The organism is Streptomyces sp. NPDC005722, assembly GCF_040630935.1.
Taxonomy (GTDB): Bacteria; Actinomycetota; Actinomycetes; order Streptomycetales; family Streptomycetaceae; genus Actinacidiphila.
The window spans coordinates 1-17797 of the sequence record NZ_JBEXYN010000008.1; the positions used below are offsets into that span (position 1 = coordinate 1).

Annotated in this window: 19 protein-coding genes; 6 read left to right on the forward strand and 13 right to left on the reverse strand. The window is 74.2% G+C overall.

Annotation, left to right across the window (positions count from 1 at the left end):
• The first annotated feature begins 404 nt into the window (after positions 1 to 404).
• Positions 405 to 746, forward strand: coding sequence for a chaplin (locus ABZ479_RS12215; RefSeq protein WP_500461519.1), 342 nt, complete (start codon positions 405 to 407; stop codon positions 744 to 746).
• Positions 747 to 807: 61 nt separating this feature from the next.
• On the opposite strand, the gene ABZ479_RS12220 is transcribed toward ABZ479_RS12215, so the two are convergent.
• Positions 808 to 2412 (reverse strand): S8 family peptidase, encoded by a 1605-nt coding sequence (locus ABZ479_RS12220; RefSeq protein WP_500461520.1) that lies wholly within the window; start codon positions 2410 to 2412, stop codon positions 808 to 810.
• Positions 2413 to 2585: 173 nt separating this feature from the next.
• Between ABZ479_RS12220 and ABZ479_RS12225 the strand changes: the two genes are divergently transcribed.
• Together ABZ479_RS12225 and ABZ479_RS12230 are read left to right on the forward strand one after the other, a co-directional pair.
• The gene (locus tag ABZ479_RS12225; RefSeq protein ID WP_499598755.1) at positions 2586 to 2861 is read left to right on the forward strand and encodes a chaplin; all 276 of its coding nucleotides are present in this window, start codon (positions 2586 to 2588) and stop codon (positions 2859 to 2861) included.
• A 61-nt stretch (positions 2862 to 2922) separates the two neighbouring features.
• Complete coding sequence (locus ABZ479_RS12230) at positions 2923 to 3216, forward strand: hypothetical protein (protein WP_499598756.1); 294 nt, start codon at positions 2923 to 2925, stop codon at positions 3214 to 3216.
• 155 nt (positions 3217 to 3371) lie between these two features.
• Here ABZ479_RS12230 and ABZ479_RS12235 read toward each other — a convergent pair whose 3' ends face one another.
• The 7 genes from ABZ479_RS12235 to ABZ479_RS12265 all read right to left on the reverse strand — a co-directional run bounded on the left by ABZ479_RS12235 (position 3372) and on the right by ABZ479_RS12265 (position 9617).
• Positions 3372 to 3656 (reverse strand): hypothetical protein, encoded by a 285-nt coding sequence (locus ABZ479_RS12235; protein ID WP_500461521.1) that lies wholly within the window; start codon positions 3654 to 3656, stop codon positions 3372 to 3374.
• Positions 3657 to 3789: 133 nt separating this feature from the next.
• On the reverse strand, positions 3790 to 5046 hold the full coding sequence (locus ABZ479_RS12240; RefSeq protein ID WP_500461522.1) for a beta-ketoacyl synthase N-terminal-like domain-containing protein: 1257 nt from the start codon (positions 5044 to 5046) through the stop codon (positions 3790 to 3792).
• Positions 5043 to 6341: a beta-ketoacyl-[acyl-carrier-protein] synthase family protein gene (locus tag ABZ479_RS12245; protein WP_500461523.1), complete on the reverse strand. Its 1299-nt coding sequence runs from the start codon at positions 6339 to 6341 to the stop codon at positions 5043 to 5045. Before ABZ479_RS12245 ends, ABZ479_RS12240 begins: the two co-directional genes overlap by 4 nt.
• Positions 6338 to 7243, reverse strand: coding sequence for a cupin domain-containing protein (locus ABZ479_RS12250; protein WP_500461524.1), 906 nt, complete (start codon positions 7241 to 7243; stop codon positions 6338 to 6340). Before ABZ479_RS12250 ends, ABZ479_RS12245 begins: the two co-directional genes overlap by 4 nt.
• A 345-nt stretch (positions 7244 to 7588) precedes the next feature.
• Complete coding sequence (locus tag ABZ479_RS12255; protein WP_500461525.1) at positions 7589 to 7789, reverse strand: hypothetical protein; 201 nt, start codon at positions 7787 to 7789, stop codon at positions 7589 to 7591.
• A gap of 29 nt (positions 7790 to 7818) precedes the next feature.
• Positions 7819 to 8619: a family 1 encapsulin nanocompartment shell protein gene (locus tag ABZ479_RS12260; RefSeq protein WP_500461526.1), complete on the reverse strand. Its 801-nt coding sequence runs from the start codon at positions 8617 to 8619 to the stop codon at positions 7819 to 7821.
• Positions 8616 to 9617, reverse strand: a complete 1002-nt coding sequence (locus ABZ479_RS12265; protein ID WP_500461527.1) for a Dyp-type peroxidase — start codon at positions 9615 to 9617, stop codon at positions 8616 to 8618. Before ABZ479_RS12265 ends, ABZ479_RS12260 begins: the two co-directional genes overlap by 4 nt.
• Before the next feature lie 124 nt (positions 9618 to 9741).
• Between ABZ479_RS12265 and ABZ479_RS12270 the strand changes: the two genes are divergently transcribed.
• Positions 9742 to 10401 (forward strand): YoaK family protein, encoded by a 660-nt coding sequence (locus ABZ479_RS12270; RefSeq protein WP_500461528.1) that lies wholly within the window; start codon positions 9742 to 9744, stop codon positions 10399 to 10401.
• Between the two features lie 20 nt (positions 10402 to 10421).
• Here the strand turns inward: ABZ479_RS12270 and ABZ479_RS12275 are convergent, their stop codons facing one another.
• Entirely contained in the window at positions 10422 to 11699 is a 1278-nt protein-coding gene (locus ABZ479_RS12275) for a cytochrome P450 family protein (RefSeq protein WP_500461529.1), read from the reverse strand.
• 63 nt (positions 11700 to 11762) lie between these two features.
• Positions 11763 to 12056, reverse strand: a complete 294-nt coding sequence (locus tag ABZ479_RS12280; protein ID WP_500461530.1) for a hypothetical protein — start codon at positions 12054 to 12056, stop codon at positions 11763 to 11765.
• Between the two features lie 389 nt (positions 12057 to 12445).
• On the opposite strand from ABZ479_RS12280, the gene ABZ479_RS12285 reads away from it, so the two are divergent.
• Together ABZ479_RS12285 and ABZ479_RS12290 are read left to right on the forward strand one after the other, a co-directional pair.
• Positions 12446 to 14158, forward strand: a complete 1713-nt coding sequence (locus ABZ479_RS12285) for a PHP domain-containing protein (RefSeq protein ID WP_500461531.1) — start codon at positions 12446 to 12448, stop codon at positions 14156 to 14158.
• Positions 14155 to 14784, forward strand: coding sequence for a hypothetical protein (locus ABZ479_RS12290; RefSeq protein ID WP_500461532.1), 630 nt, complete (start codon positions 14155 to 14157; stop codon positions 14782 to 14784). The genes ABZ479_RS12285 and ABZ479_RS12290 overlap by 4 nt, the downstream gene beginning before the upstream one ends.
• Positions 14785 to 14796: 12 nt before the next feature.
• Here the strand turns inward: ABZ479_RS12290 and ABZ479_RS12295 are convergent, their stop codons facing one another.
• From ABZ479_RS12295 to ABZ479_RS12305, 3 genes are all read right to left on the reverse strand, one after another.
• On the reverse strand, positions 14797 to 15711 hold the full coding sequence (locus ABZ479_RS12295; protein WP_500461533.1) for an NmrA family NAD(P)-binding protein: 915 nt from the start codon (positions 15709 to 15711) through the stop codon (positions 14797 to 14799).
• A 21-nt stretch (positions 15712 to 15732) separates the two neighbouring features.
• Positions 15733 to 16113, reverse strand: coding sequence for a hypothetical protein (locus ABZ479_RS12300; protein ID WP_500461534.1), 381 nt, complete (start codon positions 16111 to 16113; stop codon positions 15733 to 15735).
• Positions 16114 to 16347: 234 nt separating this feature from the next.
• Entirely contained in the window at positions 16348 to 17661 is a 1314-nt protein-coding gene (locus ABZ479_RS12305) for an alginate lyase family protein (RefSeq protein WP_500461535.1), read from the reverse strand.
• Positions 17662 to 17797 lie beyond the last annotated feature (136 nt).

A 17797-nucleotide genomic window follows, 5' to 3' on the forward strand; every position in this document is an offset into this window, starting at 1 on the left:
GCCCCCCCGGTACCGGGTGGCCGTCCCCTTCCCGCTTCTCCGTCGTTCCGCCCCCGTCATCCCCCGCGGGGGACGAAGGCGGTGACGGCCACCGGAGCCGGGGCGGCCGACCGCACCGGAGCGGCCACCGGAGGCGGGGCGGACCCCGGCGCGGACGGTGCGGGTGCCGGGCCGTCGCACACGTGCGATCGCGGCGCGAGGCACGTGACCTCCCGTCACATCGCCCGCCCGGTCCCGCCGCTCCCGATGCGCCGAACGGCCGCCGGGAACCCGAATAACTGACGAGTCGTCATGCCGTATCCGAATCCGGTACGACTATTCGGGTGATCATGCGCATCCATGAACAAATCGGGTCGTTGATCAGATCACGACCTTTGGTCTCCTCCAGTCCGAAAGGAACAGAAGTGAAGCGTTTCTCCAAGGCTGTCGCCCTGACGGTCGCCACCGGTGCCCTCGTCCTCGGTTCCGCCACCACCGCCCTCGCCGGCGGCTACGACGGCGGCGGCAAGGGCGGCGGCCACGGCTACGGCAAGGGTTACGGCAAGGGCTACGGCTTCGACGGCTACGGCTACGGCAACCGCCGCAGCGGCGCCAACGCCCGTGCCATCGCCGTCGGCTCCCCCGGCATCCTGAGCGGCAACGTCATCCAGGTCCCGATCAACGTCCCGATCAACGTCTGCGGCAACGGCCTGAACGCGGTCGGCCTGCTCAACCCCACCGCGGGCAACGTCTGCATCAACGGCTGACGCACACCGCCGCACCACCCGGGGCCGCCGGAGGACACCGTCCTCCGGCGGCCCCGCCACGTCACAGGTCGTTGGTGAAGGCCGACAGCCGCGCGGTGCCGAAGCCGCCGTCGATGGGCACGTTGCGGACGGCGTGCCCGGTCAGCCACGCGCTGAGCGCCGTGAAGGACGCGTCGCCGTGGGTGTCCTTGTACAGGGCCGCGATCCCGGTGACGTGCGGGGCGGCCATCGAGGTGCCGTCCATGTCGCGGAAGCTCCCGTTGAGGTACGCCGACAGGATGCCCATGCCCGGCGCGTGGATGTCGACGCAGGTGCCCCAGTTGCTGAACCAGGCACGGCGGTCCTCCTGGTCGATCGCCCCGACCGTGAAGGCCGTCCGCGAACTGGCCGGCGAGACGAAGCACGCGTTGAGGTTGTCGTTCCCGGCCGCGGCGACGGGGAACACCCCGGCCGCGGCCAGGCCCTCGACGGCCCGGTTGGCCGCCAGGGACCAGCGCCCGGAGAGCGACAGGTTCGCCACGGCGGGCTTCTTCGCGTGACCGGCGACCCAGTCGATGCCCGCGATCACCGCGGAGGTGGAGGTCCGCCCGGCGCACGGGAAGACCCGCACCGACACCAGCGTCGTCTTGCGCGCGACACCGGTGTAGCTGCCGCCGACCACGCCCGCCACATGGGTGCCGTGGCCGTTGCAGTCCCCGCCGTCCAGGCCGTCACCGATCGCGTCGTACCCGGGCACCGCACGGCCGCCGAAGTCCGGGTGGGAGAACTCGATGCCGCTGTCGACGATGTACGAGGTGACCTTGGCGCCGGTGGCCCGCACCTCGAAGCCGGTGCCGCCGAGGGCCCGGTTGTTGATCCGGGTCAGGCCCCAGGGCGTGAACCCGCCCAGGCCGCGCAGCCCCCTGGACCGGGGCCCGGAGGAGTCGGGCACCGGGGCCGAGGGCGTGACCGGGCCGGGTACGGCCTGCGGGACCAGGACCGGCTTGGTCCCGGGCCCCGGGGCGACGGACGTCCCCGGCGCCGCGGGCACCGGCGAGGACTGCCCGGGCGGCTCCTGCCCCGGCCCGGCCGGCTCCGGCACCACCTGGAACGGCACCGTCAGATCCGGGGAGGTCCCGTACGGAGCCGCCGGGTCCGGGCCGGACAGTTCCGGCACCGCCTGCTCGGGGGACTGTTCCGGCGGCTGCTCGTACGGCACGGGGAGCGGCCCGGCACCCGGGCCCGCCGGAAGGACCGCCCCGGGTGCACCGGTGTCCTGGGGGAAGTCGACGGGGCCGGCCGGCTCGCCCGGGAGGCCGCCGGGGTAGGGGGGTTCCAGGTCGCTGTCGGCGGGGGCGTCCTCCCCGAGCGGGATGGCGACCACGGCGTCCTGCTCCACCTCGTCCACCCCGGACGCGGCGCGGACCCGCTGCACCTGGTCCGGGGTGAGCCGGGCGGTGAAGCCGGTCAGCGCGTGCCGGTAGGTGAAGAGCGGCTGGACGCCCAGCCCTTCGAGGACGGTGTGCGGTGCGGTGCCGGGGTCCAGCGTCACGACGTACTGGTCCGGGATCGCCCCGGGGGTACGCGGCAGCGGTTCCGCCGCGGTCGGGTGGGGGGCCGCGAGGGCGAGGACGGGGAGGGCGGTTGTCAGGGCGGCGGAGGCCGTCCGCCACAAGGACTTTCGCATCTGCGGAGCTCCTTGACCGGTATCGGGATCTGACGGCCCCCCAGGTTTCTGGTTATCAGCTCAGCATCCCGGACGCCTGGTTCCGGCCGCTGTTCGGGTGACGCTCCGCATCCGCCCCGTGTCGCGCGTCGTTGACCAGTCCGCACGTGAGTGACCAAGGAGAGGAAGAACCCGTGAAGCGTCTTTCGAAGGCCGCCGTGCTGACCGTAGCGGCCGGTGTCGCGGTGATGGGCAGTGCGGGCGGCGCGCTCGCAAGCGACGGCGGCAAGGACCGCCACTACGACCGCGGCGGCGCCTCGGCCGAGGGTGCGGCCGTCGGCTCCCCCGGTGTGCTCAGCGGCAACGTCATCCAGGTCCCGGTCAACATCCCGGTCAACATCTGCGGCAACGGCATCAACGCCGGCGCGCTGCTGAACTTCACGGCCGGCAACGTCTGCATCAACTCCTGACGGCAGCGCCCGCCCCCGGGCGCCCCGCCATCCGTCCGCACCTCATCTGGAGCTCCGCAACATGCTGAAGAAGGCACTCGCCTGCGCCACCCTCGCAGTGGCCGCCACCGGCAGCGCCGCGGCCCTCGCGCCGACCGCACAGGCCTCCGACGTCCACGGCGGGAACTACTCGCAGAACGTCAACGTCCTGCCGCACCTGTGCCTGGACGTGAAGCGCGTCAACGCCCTCAACCCCGTCGCGCTCGACGCGCTGACCGAGACCAGCGGCCAGCAGTGCAACGAGAAGTCCAGTGTGGTGGACGCGCACAAGTCCGCGCTGTCCGACCTCGCCGACGTCGGCGCGTACCAGAACTGATTCCGGGCGGGATCCACGGTGGCCGTCCCCGGCACACGGGGGCGGCCACCGTTCGTGCGCGCGCCGGACGGGGGCGGGCGCCGGACGACGGAGAACGGAGAAGGGCCCGGCCCCACGGAGATCCGTGGGGCCGGGCCCTCGGTGCGCCCGGTCCGTCAGTTCTGGTAGGCACCGGCGTCGATCAGGTCCGACAGCGCGGACTTGTGTCCGTCGACGACCTTCGACTTCTCGTTGCACTGCTGGCCGCTGGTCTCGGTCAGCAGGTCGACCGCCACCGGGTTGAGCACGTTGATGCGCTTCACGTCCAGGCAGGGGTGGGGGATCAGGTTGACGTTCTGCGAGTAGTTCCCGCCCGAGGTGTCGGAGGCCACGGCGGCGGGAACCACGACACCGGTGGCCGCGACGGCGAGGGAGGCGCAGGCGAGAGCCTTCTTCAGCATGGGGAGTTTCTCCTCTGGGAGTTCAACGACGTCCTCCGGACGCCGACATCAGAGCAACGCCCCCCGCCGTGCGGACGTGACGGGCATTGCTCCAGGTTTTCCCTCATTCACTCCCAGGCCGTAGGCCGCGCCGCTAATACGAGGAGTCCGCGTCCAACGACCCCAGGACGACGGCGCTGTTGAATCCGCCGGTCCCACGGGCGAGGACCACGGCCGTCGTCAGCCGCTCCGGCCGCGTCCAGCGGGTCACCAGGCGGATGCCGTACCGCTCCCGGGCGGCCTGTGCGTCGCCGCCGCGGGTGGGCGGGACGACCCCGGTGCGCAGGGCGAGGGCGGCGGTGACCGCGTCCAGGGCGCCCGCGCCCGAGGTGAGCCGTCCGACGCCCGCCTTGGGCACCGTGACCGGGACCTCCGCCAGCCGGTCGCCGAACACCCGCCGCAGCGCCGCCGCCTCGGCCGCGTCCCCGGCGGGGTCGCCGGCGCCGTCGGCGAAGACCACGTCCACGTCCCCGGGGGCGCGGCCGGCCTGCTCCAGTGCCGTGGTGACGGCCCGGGCCAGCTGGACGCCGTCGGCCGCGGGGGCCGTGTGGTGGTGGGCGTCGTGCGTGGCGGCGTGGCCGAGCAGTTCGGCGTAGCCGCGCACCCCGCGTTCGGCGGCGTGCGCCTTCTCCTCCAGGACCATCAGGGCGCCGCCCTCCCCGGGGACGAACCCCGAGGCGTGCGGGCTGAAGGGCAGGTAGGCCCCTTCGGGGTCGCTGCCGCGGTGCACGGTGGGCAGGGTGGACTGGCAGGCGAGGGCGTAGGGCGACAGCGGCGCCTCGGTGCCGCCGACGATCACGGCTTTGCCGCCGCGCCGCAGCAGCCGCCAGGCGTGCTTGAGCGCGTCCAGACCGCCCGCGCCGTCCGCGGCGACGACGCCGCAGCCGCCGGTCAGCCCGTGCCGGATGGAGATCTGGGCGGCGCCGGCCGCGTGGAACCAGGCGATGGACTGGTGGGCGTCGGCCTCGCCGGGCTGCCGCGACGCCCACAGGGCGTGGGTCTCCCGCTGGCCGGACTCGTTGCCGCCGGAGCCGCTGGAGGTGACCACCGACAGGTGGAACGGGGGGTGGTCGGCGGGCCGCAGCGCCGCGTCGGCCAGCGCCATCTCGGCCGCGGCCAGCGCGAACCAGGTCCAGCGGTCGGTCTCGGCGCGGAGCCGGTCGTCGATCCAGCGGGTGGTGTCGAACCCCGTGACCTCCCCGGCCAGCACCACCGGGGAGCGGCTCGCGTCGGGCCTGCCGATCGGCCGAATGCCGTTGCGCCCGGCGACGGTGGCCCGCCAGTAGGGGCGGGCGCCCACACCGGTGGGGGCGACGACCCCGAGCCCGCTGAGGACCGCGCGTGTGGTCATGCCTCCGCCTCCCGTTCCGCGTCCGGCCCCAGGGCCGAGAAGACCATCGCCGACTGGAAACCGCCGAGGCCGCAGGCCACCGACAGCGCGTGCCGCACCCGCCGTTCGCGGGCGAGGACCGGCGTGTAGTCGAGGTCGCACTGCGGGTCGGGCCGCAGCAGGTTGGCGGTCGGCGGGATCACCCCCCGCCGCACGGCGAGGGCACAGGCGGCCATCTCCAGGGCGCCCGCCGCGCCGAGACAGTGCCCGATGACGGACTTGACGGAGCTGACCGGCACCTTGGGCGCGTACTCGCCGAGGGCGCGCTTGTAGGCGGCGGTCTCGTAGCGGTCGCTCTGCACCGTGCCGGAGCCGTGGGCGCTGATCCAGTCGAGCTGCCACGGGGCGATGCCGGCCTCCGACATGGCGGAGATGATCGCCTCGCTCAGGTCGTAGCCGTCGGGGCGCAGACCGGTCATGTGGTAGGCGCCGGTGCGGTGTTCCCAGCCGCGGACCTCGCAGTACACGGACGCGCCCCGGGCCAGCGCGTGCCCCAGTTCCTCCAGGACGAGCACGGCGCCGCCCTCGCCGAGCACGAAGCCGTCGCGCCGGGCGTCGAAGGGCGCCGGTGCCGACTCGGGGTCGCCGGCGAAGGCGGTGGTGGCGCCGATGGCGTCGAAGCAGGCCACCGTGACCGGGGAGATGGGCGCCTCCCCCGCGCCCGCCAGCATGATGTCGGCCTCGCCGTCGCTGAGCGTCCGGAAGGCGCAGCCGATCGCGTCGACGCCGGACGTGCAGCCGGTGGAGACGACCGAGGACGGGCCGTGCAGGCCGTACCGGAGGGAGAGTTCGGCGGCGGCCGAGGAGGGGTGCATCGCCCGGTGCAGGAAGGGCATGCCGTGGTCGGGGCTGACCTCCCAGTGCCGGCCGCCGTCGCTGGCGACGACGTACTCGTCCTCCAGGGTGACGGTGGCGCCGACGGCGGTGCCGAGGCAGACCCCGGCGCGGTCGGTGTCCTCGTCCTCGGTGCGCAGTCCGCTGTCGGCGAGCGCCTCGGCGGCGGCGGCGAGCGCGAACTGGGCGAAGCGGCCGTTGCGGCGTATCTCCCGCGGGGTGAGCCCGGCCGCCAGGGGGTCGAAGTCGGCCTCGGCGGCGATCCGCGAGCGGTACCGCGAGGGGTCGAAGCGGGTGATCCGGCGGATCGCCGGCCTGCCCCCGACGATCCGCTCCCAGAACGCCTCCCGCCCGACGCCGCCGGCGGCGACGGCTCCGACGCCCGTCACCACCACCCTGCGCGCGGTACGGCCCGCGGTCACCGGTCGACCAGTTCGCGGCCCGGCGGCGGGCCCTCCGTCGCGGGTCCCGTCGCGGTGGCGGCGCGCGCGATGGCGGCGGCCTCCTCGCGGGTCTCGGTGTCGACGTGCCCGAGGTCGGGGCGCGGAGCCAGCGGCGCCAGGAAGAACACGGCGCGGGCCACGGCGCCCGAGGTGTTCACCAGCCGGTGGCGGACCCCGCGCGGCACGAGCAGCGCCTCGTTGGCGGCGACGCTGCGCGGCGAACCGTCGAGGTCGACCCGCACCTCGCCCTCGACGACGACCAGTTGCTCCTGCGAGTACGGGTGGTAGTGCTCGGCGACTGCCTCGCCGGGGCCGACGGTGACCATGCCGCAGAACCCGTCCGTGGTGCCGACCGAGGCGGTGGTCAGCAGGGTGCGGATGTCGCCGCCGCGGCGGGTGTCGGCGTGCGTGTCCAGGGTGCCGAGCGGCCGGATGCGGCGGGACTCCAGGCGGTCCTTGATGAGCTGCATCTGGACGCGGGAGTTGCTGTTGATGCGCTGCCGCATGCCCTCGTCGTCGACGGGCGCGTCCACCTTCATCCGGAAGTCCTGCAGCCAGCGCATGCGGGTGCTCTCCGGGCCGAGCTCCTCGTACTGCCAGTAGATGTTCATGAACTCGAACGGGCCGGTCTCCAGCCGCCGCGCCCGCACGGTGCGGGTGGCGGGGTCGGCGGTGCGCTCGGACACCCAGGACCAGACGCGGCCCTTCTCGTCGGGGTGCATGGTGAGGCGGAAGCGGGTGGTGTCGCCCTCCCGGGAGATGATCTCGGCCTCGGCGTACTCGCTGAAGAGGCCGGGCCAGCCGGCGACGTCGTTGGTCCGCAGCCACACGTACCGCAGGGGTGCGTCGATGACGATCTCGTTCTCGGTGTGCATCGTCATCGGGTGCGCACCTCCGCGGCGCGGTGGCCGGACTGACGTTCCGTCACTGGTTTCATGGGGGGACTACCTCCAACCGAGCGGGCCGAATAATCACACAATCGGTCCCCGCGGTGACGGAACGTGACACGCCCTCCCGGTGCGCTCCACCCGGACGGGGGCACACTTCGCGAGGGCCCGTCAGCGGGCCCTCCGGCACCGGCGCCACGGCACGCGGACACGCCGTCAGGGCCGCCGGCGAAGGGGCTCCGGACGGTCGTACGCCCGGCGATCCGGTCCCCCGCTGGTCGCGCTCAGGACGCCGCGGGGAGCCTCCGCCACGTCCGGCGGCTCGGGCGCGGCCCGCTCTCACGCGCGGTGGTGCGGCGCCTCCGTGCCGTCGACGTGGGTGCCAGGCACCACCGGGGCGTGGGCGGGCGGCAGCTCGTCGGGGACGCTCCGGTGGCCGCGGGCGTCCTCACCGTGCGGGGCCGCGTGGCGGGCGGGACCGCCGGTCCTGACCCGGGAGCGGTGCGGCCAGAGCGATGCCTTCCTGTGCTTTCCGGTCATAACGGTGCAATACCCGCACCCGGCGGTCCTCACGCGGCGGTGAGGGCGACCGCCGCCTCCGCCGTGTGCACCAGGAAGGTCAGGGACTCCTGGAAGTACAGCCGCACGCTCGTGTCGTCGTGCGACAGGTAGCCGATGGACACGTCCTCGCCGATGCGCAGTTCGAAGTCGCCGCCCCGGGTCGAGAGCAGGAACGCTCCGTCGATGGCGGGCGCCCACACGATCTCCCCGTCGAGGAGCCGGGCGAGGTGCGCGTGGACCGGGTAGCCGTAGTGGGAGGTCTCGTTGACGGCGGTGTACGCGTCGGCGCTCAGCGCGAGCGTGTACGGGCCGCCGACGCCCGCGAGGCGCAGCGCCGAGATGGCCTGGCTGACGGCGTCGGGGTAGTCGCGCACGTCCCCGGGCAGGCTCAGCGGCGGGTTGGACGCGCTCGCGCGGATGCCGGCGATGCCGGCCGCCGCGTACCCCTCGAAGACCGCCCGGTCCTCGGTGAACGCGATGCGCCGGGCCGCGTCCTTCACGGGCTGCCAGTCCGCGTCCTCGGCGCCGCGCTCCACGATGTCGACCTCGGCGCGGTCGACCGTGAAGGGCACGCGCAGTTCGACGACCGGCTGCGCGCGGCGCACCCGGGCGACGACGTCCTCGTGCGGCGCCTCGACCGGGTCGAGCCGGCCGGTGTTCACCCCGGCGAACCCGGGGCCGGCGGCCTCGGGCACGTCGACGATCCGGCGGGCGGCGACATGGCGCTTGAAGGTGCGCCGCGCCTCCTCCTCCAGGTCGTCCCAGGCGGCTTCGGAGATCGGGGCGAGTTCCCGGTGCAGGTTGTTCATGGCGTGACGGTCTTCCTCAGGTCGCCGATCCCCAGCGACTCCGCGACCGGGACGGCCGCGACGGCGGGAGGATCGGGAAGGTCGTCCAGGAAGTCGGCGGAGGGCGCGAAGAACAGCGTGCCGGTCACGGCCCGGGAGAAGTCCAGGATCCGGTCGTGGTTCGCCTGCCCCTCGCCGAGGAACATGTTGCGCAGCATCCGCTCGGTGACCTCGGGGGTCCGGGCGTAGCCGATGAAGTACGTCCCGAACTCGGCGGTGCCGACCCGGCCGAAGGGCATGTTGTCGCGGAGGATCTGCCGTTCGGTGCCGTCCGGTTCGACGATCGTGGTCAGGGCGACGTGGGAGTCGGCCGGCTTCACGTCGTCGTCCATCTCGACGTTCCCGAGCTTGCTGCGGCCGATCACCCGCTCCTGCGCCTCGACGGGCAGGTCGTTCCAGGCGTCGAGGTCGTGCACGTACTTCTGCACGACCACGTAGCTGCCGCCCGCGAAGTCCGGGTCCTCGTCGCCGGTCAGCACCGCCTCGGTCGCCTCGGGGCCCACCGGGTTCTCGGTGCCGTCGACGAAGCCCAGCAGGTCGCGGATGTCGAGGTACTTGAAGCCGTGCACCTCGTCACGGACCGTGACGTGGCCGCGCAGCCGGTCCATCACCAGGGAGGCCAGGGCGAAGCACAGGTCCAGCCGCGCGGCCCGGATGTGGAAGAGCAGGTCGCCCGGGGTGGCGGGCGCCTGGTGGCGGGCCCCGGTCAGCTCGGTGAACGGGTGCAGCTCGGCGGGGCGCGGTCCCGAGAAGAGCCGGCCCCACACGTTCGAGCCCACCCCCGCCACGCAGCTGAGCCGCCCGTCCGGGGTCCCGAAGCCGACCGAACGCTGCAGCCCGGACAGGTCCTCCAGCAGATCCCGGACGGCACTCTCGCCGCCGGGGTCGACCGTCACGACCAGGAAGATCGCGGACGTGGTGAGAGGGCTGAGCACCGGCTGCGGCAGCGGCTGCGCCATCACCACGCTCCTTCGTGTCGGGGCGCGCCCTGGTCCGGGCGGACACGCACAAGTCTGCTCCGGGCCCCGGCCCGGTGCATCCTGACCAGGAGCGGCACCGAACCCGTGCGGAAGGCGGCTGGACATGAGCGGTGGCCCGGAAGGGGAAGGGCGGCGCCTGCTGACCGTGCTGCTGCTGGTCCTCACCGTGCTCAGCGGGCTGGTCGACGCCGTGAGCATCCTCAGCCTGGGGCACGTCTTCGTGGCGAACATGACGGGCAACCTGGTCTTCGTCAGCCTGGGCCTGGCCGGGGCACCCGGGTTCTCCGTCGTCACCTCGCTGGTGGCGCTCGGCGGCTTCGCCGTCGGCATCCTCTTCTGCCGGGCGGCGCTGTACCGGCTGGGCCGGCCGGTCGCGCTGATGAGCGCGGCCGCCCTGTGCGAGACCGCGCTGCTCGCCTCGGCCACGGCGCTGCACGCGCTGGACGGGCCGCGGCGGGTGCTCGTGCTGGTCTGCGCGGTGGCGTTGGGCGTGCAGAACGCCATGGCGGGACGCGTCGGCATCGCGGGGCTGACCACGACCGTGATGACCCGCACCCTGGTCGGGCTGCTGGGCGACACCGGCGCCGCGGCGCACGACCGGCGGGTGGCCGTGCGCCAGGCGCTGAGCGTCGCCGCCCTGGTGGCCGGCGCGCTCACCGGGGGCCTGCTGGTGCTCCTGGTCTCACCGCCCGCCGCGCTCGGCGCGGCCACCGGGTGCGCGCTGGTGGTGGCGGGGGTGGCCACCGTCGCCGCCCGCCGGTGACCGCGGCCCCGTACCGCGGGTCAGAAGCGGACCGGGAGGGCGATCAGGCCCCGGGTGCGCAGGGAGGGGCGCCACCGCAGCTCCGCGGGGTCCGCGTCGAGGGCGAGCCCGGGGAACCTGGCCAGCAGTTCGGTGAGCGCGATCTCGGTCTCCAGCCGGGCCAGGGGCGCGCCGAGGCAGTAGTGGATGCCGTGCCCGAGGCCGAGGTGCGCGGTGTCGGTGCGGTCGAGGTCGAGCAGGTCGGGCTCGGCGAAACGGGCGGGGTCGCGGTTGGCCGCGGCCAGTGACAGCAGCACCGTCTCGCCCGCGGGGATCGTGACGCCGCCGATGGTGACGTCCTCCAGCGGGAAGCGCCGGATGGCCAGCGGCGCCGGCCCGTCCCATCGGGTCAGCTCCTCGACCGCCGCCGCGGCCCTGCCCGGCTCGGCCCGCAGGGCCGCCAGCTGTGCGGGGTGCGTCAGCAGCGCCAGGACGGCGTTGCCGATGAGCTGCACGGTGTTCTCGTACCCGGCGAACAGGACGAGGAAGGTCAGCGACATCAGCTCGTCCTCGCTGAGCCGGTCGCCGTCGTCGCGGGCCGCGATCATCGCCGAGAGCAGGTCGTCCTCGGGGTGTGCGCGCTTGCGCGCGATGAGCTGCGCGAAGTACCCGAGCATCGCGGCGACCGCCTCCTTCGCCGCGGCGGGACGCGACGGGTCCGGCGCGACCAGGGCGTCCGTCCAGCCCCGGAAGTCGCGGCGGTCGCCGGGGGCGACGCCCAGCAGGTCGCAGATCACCCGGATCGGCAGCGGCGCGGCGTATGCGGCGATCAGCTCGGCGCGGCCGTCGGGTGCGACGGCGTCCAGGAGCTCGGCGGCGGTCCGGCGGACGGGCTCGCGCAGGTCCGCGACGCGGCGCGGGGTGAACGCCTGCGCGACCAGGCGTCGGATGCGGGTGTGGTCGGGCGGGTCCATGTTCAGCAGGTTGGCGTCGAGCGCGGGCGGCAGCGCGAACCCGGAGTAGTTGCCGGGCAGGGCGTTGCGCTTGTCCAGGGACAGCAGCGGGTCGCCGAGCGCCTGGCGCACGTCCTCGTACCGGGTGACCACCCAGGCGGGACGTCCGTCGGTGCCGGTGACGCGATGGACGGGGCCGGCCTCGCGGAGCCTGCCGTACGCCCCGTAGGGGTCGGCGATCAGCTCGGCGGGGCCGACGGGAGCCTGTCCGGGCGGCGTTGTGTCCGGAACGGCGTCCGGCACGGCGTCCGGCACGGCGTTCGGCACGGGGTTCGGCACGGCGTTCGGCGAAGTGGAGGAGGCCATGCCCCCACCTTAAGAGGCGGCTCGTGGCGCTTCGTCCGCCCCTGCGGCCGCCTCGACGGGCCCCTAACCGAGCGCCGCGGAAAGGAGAGCGGCGGCCAGGAAGTAGGTGATCGCGGCACCGAGGACGACGCCCACCATGGCCAGCGCCTGCACCGCGGGAGCCATCCCGGAACGGGCGATCTTCAGGTTGATCATCGTGGCCGCTCCCCCGGCGAGTCCGCCGAGGAGCCCGCCGAAGACGATCAGCACCAGCGGAAGGTACGTACCCCCGGCCTGCCACGGGGAGAGCCCCCGGAACTGGGCCCATCGGTCGGGCTTCACGGCGGAATCGGGCCTGAGGTCGGGCAGTTGATCCATGCGGACTTCCTTGATCACATCGGAACGGGGGCGCAAGGATGACGCAGGAGCCGGACCGGCGGGGGAACGCCCGGTGAACGGCCGGGCGGCAGCCGGTGTCCCACGGACGGAACGGGCCCGGCGACGGCCGCGTCCCGGTGCCGCCCCGAGGCAGCGGCCCGCACCCCCAACTACCGCCCCCCGTAAGGCTCCACGCCGGTCCTCCCGTCGGCCCGCGCCGCGCCGCGGTGGAGCGATCAGCACTGTTCCCTGTGTCCCAGATCACATGTCGCGTCCCGGTGGTGTCCACCTTCGTGGCCCGGGACGTTCATCCCGCCTCCGCAGGCTCTCCTGACGCACGCCCCAAGTCAGCGCGGACCGGCGCCCTCACGGAGGGCTAGGAGCGGATCATGGGCCACGGCCATCACCACGGGCACGACCACACCCACGGGCACGACCACCACGGCGACGGCACGGAGTCCCTGCCGCCCGCGCTCGACCTCTCCGTCCCGGACGGGGAACTGACCCCCGCCCAGCTGTCCCGGCGCTCCATGCTGCGCCGCACCGGACTGCTGGGCGCCGGGCTGGCCGCGGGCAGCGTGCTCGCCGGCGCCGGCCAGGCCGCCGCCCACGGCTCCTCCTCGCACGGCCACCAGGGACACGGCGGCTCGAACTCCGGTCGCCACCTGTGGCTGGCCGGCGACCACCACATCCACACCCAGTTCAGCTCCGACGCCAAGTACCGCGTCATCGACCACGTCCGCCACGCCAACGCCAACGGCCTGGACTGGATGGTCATCACCGACCACGGCAGCGAGCAGCACGCCAAGATCGGCGTGGACAAGGTCAACCCGCACATCGTCGCGGCCCGCGAGGAGATCTCCGACACCCTGGTCTTCCAGGGCCTGGAGTGGAACATCCCCGCAGCCGAGCACGGCACGGTCTTCGTCCACCCCGGCCGCAACGAGGTCGCCGTGCTGAAGGAGTTCGAGAACTCCTTCGACGGCTCGGTCAAGGCCGCCACCGCGCCCACCCCGGCCAACGAGGCGCTGGCCATCGCGGGTCTGGACTTCCTCGCCGACGCCGTCCGCCGCAAGAAGGTGCAGGACGCGCTGTTCCTCGCCAACCACCCGGCGCGCAAGGGCCTGGACTCCCCGCACGAGATCCGCGCCTGGCGCGACGCGCAGCCCGCCATCGCGGTCGGCATGGAGGGCGCGCCCGGCCACCAGGCCGCCGGCCTGCCCGCGCCGCAGGGCCCCGGCTCGGGCCGCGGCTTCTACGACAGCAGCCCGAGCGCCCAGTCCTGGGCCGGCTACCCGCTGGAGAGCTACCGCACCTGGGGCGGCTTCGACTGGATGACCGCGACCGTCGGCGGCCTGTGGGACAGCCTCCTCGCCGAGGGCAAGCCGTGGTGGATCACCGCCAACTCCGACGCGCACAACGTCTACGCCGACACCGCGGTCCGCGGCGGCGGCGACTTCGCCACCCAGGGCCACTACGACGACCCGGTCTACGGCGGCGGCCTCAGCCTGACCGACGGCGACTTCTGGCCCGGCCAGTACAGCCGCACCCACGTCGGGGCGGACGGCTTCTCGTACCGCGCGGTCATGGACGGCATCCGCGAGGGCCGCGTCTGGGTCGACCACGGCGGGCTGATCAGCGGTCTCGACGCCCGGCTGCGCTCCGGCGGACGCGAGGAGACGCTCGGCGGCATGCTGCGGGTGCGCCGCGGCGACAAGGTCGACCTCGTCGTCGACGTCGACCTGGCGAACGGCCCCAACTGGGCCCAGTTCGTGCCGAAGCTGGCCCGCGTGGACGTCATCCGCGGCGCGGTCACCGGCCGGGTCTCCCACAAGGACACCTTCGCCACCCCGGACACCAGGGTCGTGAAGTCCTTCGAGGTCAACCGCTCGACGGGTGCGGTACGGCTGACGTACTCCCTGGGCCGCGTCGACAAGCCCCTCTACGTCCGCCTGCGCGGGACGGACGGCAACCGCGGCGCGGTCGGCATCAACGGTGCCGCGGTGGACCCGGCGGGTCCGGCGATCGACGTCCTGGGCGACGCCGACCCGTGGAAGGACCTGTGGTTCTACTCCAACCCGATCTGGGTGCTGCCCGCGTGACGACGGCCCCCACGGTCCTCGGCGTCGACGCCGGTTCCCCGGGCCTGAGGGAGGCCGACCACCTGGTCCACCACCTGGTGGACCGGCTCGGCCTCCCCGCCGGCACCGTCGCGTGCACGCACCTGGTACGCGACGGTGATCCGCACACGGCCCTCTCGCTGGCGACGGCGGATCCCGCCGTCGCGGAGGCGGCGTGGCACCTGCTCACGGAGGCGGAGGGAACGGGCGCGGACGGGACCGGCGCCGGTGCGGCCCCGGCCGGCCTCGGCGTCTTCCTGGCCGGCCGCAGCCACGGCCCGGCCGCCCTGGCCGAGGCGGCGGCCGGCGCCGCCGCCGAGGCCGCGGCACGCACCGCGGGCCGGGCGGTGGTGTACCCGGGCGTCGACGGCCTCACGGGCACGGTCACCGTGGCCGAACTGCTGGACCGCACCCCGATCACCCGGCTCGTCGTGCTCGGCTCCCCCGCGGACGAGCGGCCCGCGCCGTCCGCGGAGATCCTCACCAGCGGACACGTCCGCCCCGAGTGGCGCGCGGGTGAGCTGGTCCTGCCGCTGGTCCCCGCGGTCGGCGGACGGCTCGCCCCGTTCGAGGTGCCCAACCCGACACCCTGCTGCGCGGACCACTGACGGCGGCGGGCGTCAGCCGAACACCTCGGGGTGCTCCCGGACCAGCTCCGCGACGCCGTGGGCCGGTCTGCCCAGGATCCGCGCGATGTCGTCGGTGGCGCGGTCGTAGCGGTTCGCCGCGTGCAGGCGGGCCATGGTGGCGATGTGCTGCCGCACGTGGTCGGGGAGCCCCAGGGCGTCCAGTTCCGGGAGCCACTCCTCGTACGGCACGTCGACGTAGCCGACCTCCCGGCCCAGCACCTCGGTGAACTCGGCCGCGATCGCGGTCATGTCGCGGGACTCCGCGCCGGTCAGCTCGTGGACCCGGCCGACGTGCGGCGCCGGGTCCGTCAGCACCGCCGTGACCACCTCGGCCACGTCGCGGGCCGCGACGGGTGAGGTCCGCCCGTCGCCGAAGGGCAGCCGGATCGTGCCGTCCCGGGTGATCGAGCGGAAGCCGAGCCCGAGGAAGAGCGGGTTCTCCATGAAGACCGTCGGCCGGATGTGGCACACCGGCACCCCGGACCAGTTCATGACCTGCTCCGCCAGCCACTGCTGCCACTGCTGCTTCGACTCGGTCGTACTGGTGAGGTCCATCTGGGAGACCGTCATCTGCGACATGTTCACCAACACGTCCAGACCCCCGTGGGCGCGGGCCACGGCCGCCGTCGTCGCGGCGGCCTGCAGGTACTGCGCCGACACGCCCATCCCGAAGTACATCCGGCCGCAGCCCTCCGCGGCCCGCGCGACGTCCGCGGTCCGGGTCAGGTCGCCGGTGGACACCTCGGCCCCGGTGGCCCTCAGCCGCTCCGCCCGCTCGTCCTCCCGGTGGACGAAGGCGCGGACGGGGAAGCCGCGTTCCCTCAGCAACTCGACGGTGGTGCGGCCGACCCCTCCCACGCTGCCGGCCGCGCCGGTCACGAGGATCATCGGGCCCTCGGGCGACATCGGACCGCTCCGCCGGGGCCGTCAGGACTGCGACGTCACACAGGACTGCGGTGCGCCGCCCGCCTTCAGGCAGGAGACGACCGGCCCGAGCGCCGCCGTCAACTGGTCGGCCGTCATCCCGGGATGCGCCTGCAGCCACTGCGTCGCGAGGGCGGCGAAGGCCTGCACATGGGGATCGGCCGCGATGTCCGGGTGCGCCTGCAGGAAGGACTGCAGCGCCTCCTGGACGTCCGCCGTGGACCACTCCGAGACGTCCGGCGCGCAGTGCGAGCCGGAACCGCCCTGCCCGTCCTGGCCGTGGCAGCCGTCCTCGGCGACGGCCGTGCCGGCACCGCCGAGGGCCAGGGCCCCCGCCGCGAGCGCGGCGGCCGTGGCGGCGGCGAGCTTCTTCGTGAGAGCCATGGGATCCACCTCGGGGGTCGGGTGGTCGGACCTGCCGGTGCCGGCGCTCCCGAGGCACCGGGCACACGACGGTGCCTGCGAGGGAGCGCGGATCACCGGCCCCCTGGAGAGGGGCGGGATAGCCGGGGCCCGGGGCACCGCATCACGGTGCCGGGCCGTCATCGACAGACCCAGCACATCACAGTCACCCGGATGGCGCATCCGGAGGACCTCCGGGCCCCGGCCGGTCCCCGTTCAGCCCGTGATGCCGTCCAGTTGCTCCGGGGCGGGCCGCAGCGTCCACAGGTCGCCGCCCGGGGGCGCCTCCAGGTCCGCGAGCGCCGCGCGCGCCCGCCGGTCGCCGTGGTCGGCGGCGGCGTGGACCAGGTCGGAGGCGGCGTAGGCGTGGAAGTCCAGCTCCGGGTGGGGCCACGGTTCGGCGCCGGTGGCGGCCGGCAGCAGGAAGCCGACGGCCTGCCGCAGTGACGCGCCGCCCGGGCCGGTGCGCTGCCACAGGTCGACGCCTACGTGCTCGCCGACGGCGGCCAGCCGGGTGAAGGCCACCAGGTTGAAGGTGGAGTAGTGCCAGCTGCGGGTGCGCGCGAGCTCCTGCGGCTGGGCGCCGTCGGGGGCGATCTGAGGGTCGATCAACCCGGTCCCCGCGTCGCTGACGGTCCGTCGGGCGAGCGCGGTGCGGCCGGTGGCGGCGGCGAGCGCGGCGACCTGCATGTGGTGGAAGGTGCCGTGGTTGTTGGCGGCGGCGCCCTCCTGCCGGCCGAAGTCGCTGTCCAGCAGCCAGTCGAGGAAGCCCTCCTCCCAGGCCCGCATGCCCTCGCGGTCGCCCGCCGACCAGCCGGGGGCGCCCAGGTCCAGGACGGCGGTGGCGTCGAGGAGGCTGGTGAAGCCCTGGGAGAAGTCGATGATGCCGATGGCCCGTCCGTCGTAACGGCAGGGGATCGCCTGGGCGTTGCCCAGGTTCGGGTTCATCCGCGTCGCCGGGTCGACGAACCAGGTGCGCAGGATGCGGGCCGCGTGCTCGGCGTACGCGCGCCGGCCGGTGTAGTACCAGGCCAGGGAGAGTTCGTAGGCCGACTCGAAGACCTTGCCCCGTTCGTCGTGGTCGGTGAGTTCGTCGACCTCGGGGTTGCGCTGCCCGTCGCGCTGCACGTACGGGCAACCCTGCGGGTTGTCGGGCGTCCTGGGCGCGCCGGGCCACCAGTAGGGGGCCTGGCTGAAGTAGTCGTGCGGGTCGCCGCTGGGCGGGACGCGGTCCTTGTCCACGACCGTCCACGGGCCCTGCCCCAGCCACGCGTCGGCCTGGACGACGAGGTCCCGCAGGGCGCGGCGGGCCCGTGGGTCACCGTCCCGGAGCCGGGCCTTCGCCCGTACGAGGTCCTTCCCGTCGAGGACGACCGTCCGCGGCGCGGCGGTGGGGCCGCCGGCCGCGCCGTGGTGACCGTCCGGCCGGGCCGCGGCGGGGGCCGCGCAGACCAGCGGGACGAGGAGGGCCGCGAGGACGGCGGCGACGCCTGCGCGGCGGCGCCGGGACCGGCCTGAGGGGGAGCGCATGTCTCTTCTCCTTGCGTCTGTGTACATGAACAGAGCACAACTCCATGAACGCGCCACCGGAACCTAGGGCGGCACCGGAAGAGCGTCAAGAGCGCCCCTCCGGCCAAAGTCGCCGACTCGGCGTTCACGTACAGGA

Bases quoted from the DNA above. Each gene is read 5' to 3' on its own strand.
- ABZ479_RS12220 (WP_500461520.1), bottom strand. From the start codon at position 2,412: ATGCGAAAGTCCTTGTGGCGGACGGCCTCCGCCGCCCTGACAACCGCC.
- ABZ479_RS12230 (WP_499598756.1), top strand. From the start codon at position 2,923: ATGCTGAAGAAGGCACTCGCCTGCGCCACCCTCGCAGTGGCCGCCACC.
- ABZ479_RS12235 (WP_500461521.1), bottom strand. From the start codon at position 3,656: ATGCTGAAGAAGGCTCTCGCCTGCGCCTCCCTCGCCGTCGCGGCCACC.
- ABZ479_RS12240 (WP_500461522.1), bottom strand. From the start codon at position 5,046: ATGACCACACGCGCGGTCCTCAGCGGGCTCGGGGTCGTCGCCCCCACC.
- ABZ479_RS12250 (WP_500461524.1), bottom strand. From the start codon at position 7,243: ATGACGATGCACACCGAGAACGAGATCGTCATCGACGCACCCCTGCGG.
- ABZ479_RS12255 (WP_500461525.1), bottom strand. From the start codon at position 7,789: ATGACCGGAAAGCACAGGAAGGCATCGCTCTGGCCGCACCGCTCCCGG.
- ABZ479_RS12260 (WP_500461526.1), bottom strand. From the start codon at position 8,619: ATGAACAACCTGCACCGGGAACTCGCCCCGATCTCCGAAGCCGCCTGG.
- ABZ479_RS12265 (WP_500461527.1), bottom strand. From the start codon at position 9,617: ATGGCGCAGCCGCTGCCGCAGCCGGTGCTCAGCCCTCTCACCACGTCC.
- ABZ479_RS12270 (WP_500461528.1), top strand. From the start codon at position 9,742: ATGAGCGGTGGCCCGGAAGGGGAAGGGCGGCGCCTGCTGACCGTGCTG.
- ABZ479_RS12275 (WP_500461529.1), bottom strand. From the start codon at position 11,699: ATGGCCTCCTCCACTTCGCCGAACGCCGTGCCGAACCCCGTGCCGAAC.
- ABZ479_RS12280 (WP_500461530.1), bottom strand. From the start codon at position 12,056: ATGGATCAACTGCCCGACCTCAGGCCCGATTCCGCCGTGAAGCCCGAC.
- ABZ479_RS12285 (WP_500461531.1), top strand. From the start codon at position 12,446: ATGGGCCACGGCCATCACCACGGGCACGACCACACCCACGGGCACGAC.
- ABZ479_RS12295 (WP_500461533.1), bottom strand. From the start codon at position 15,711: ATGTCGCCCGAGGGCCCGATGATCCTCGTGACCGGCGCGGCCGGCAGC.
- ABZ479_RS12300 (WP_500461534.1), bottom strand. From the start codon at position 16,113: ATGGCTCTCACGAAGAAGCTCGCCGCCGCCACGGCCGCCGCGCTCGCG.
- ABZ479_RS12305 (WP_500461535.1), bottom strand. From the start codon at position 17,661: ATGCGCTCCCCCTCAGGCCGGTCCCGGCGCCGCCGCGCAGGCGTCGCC.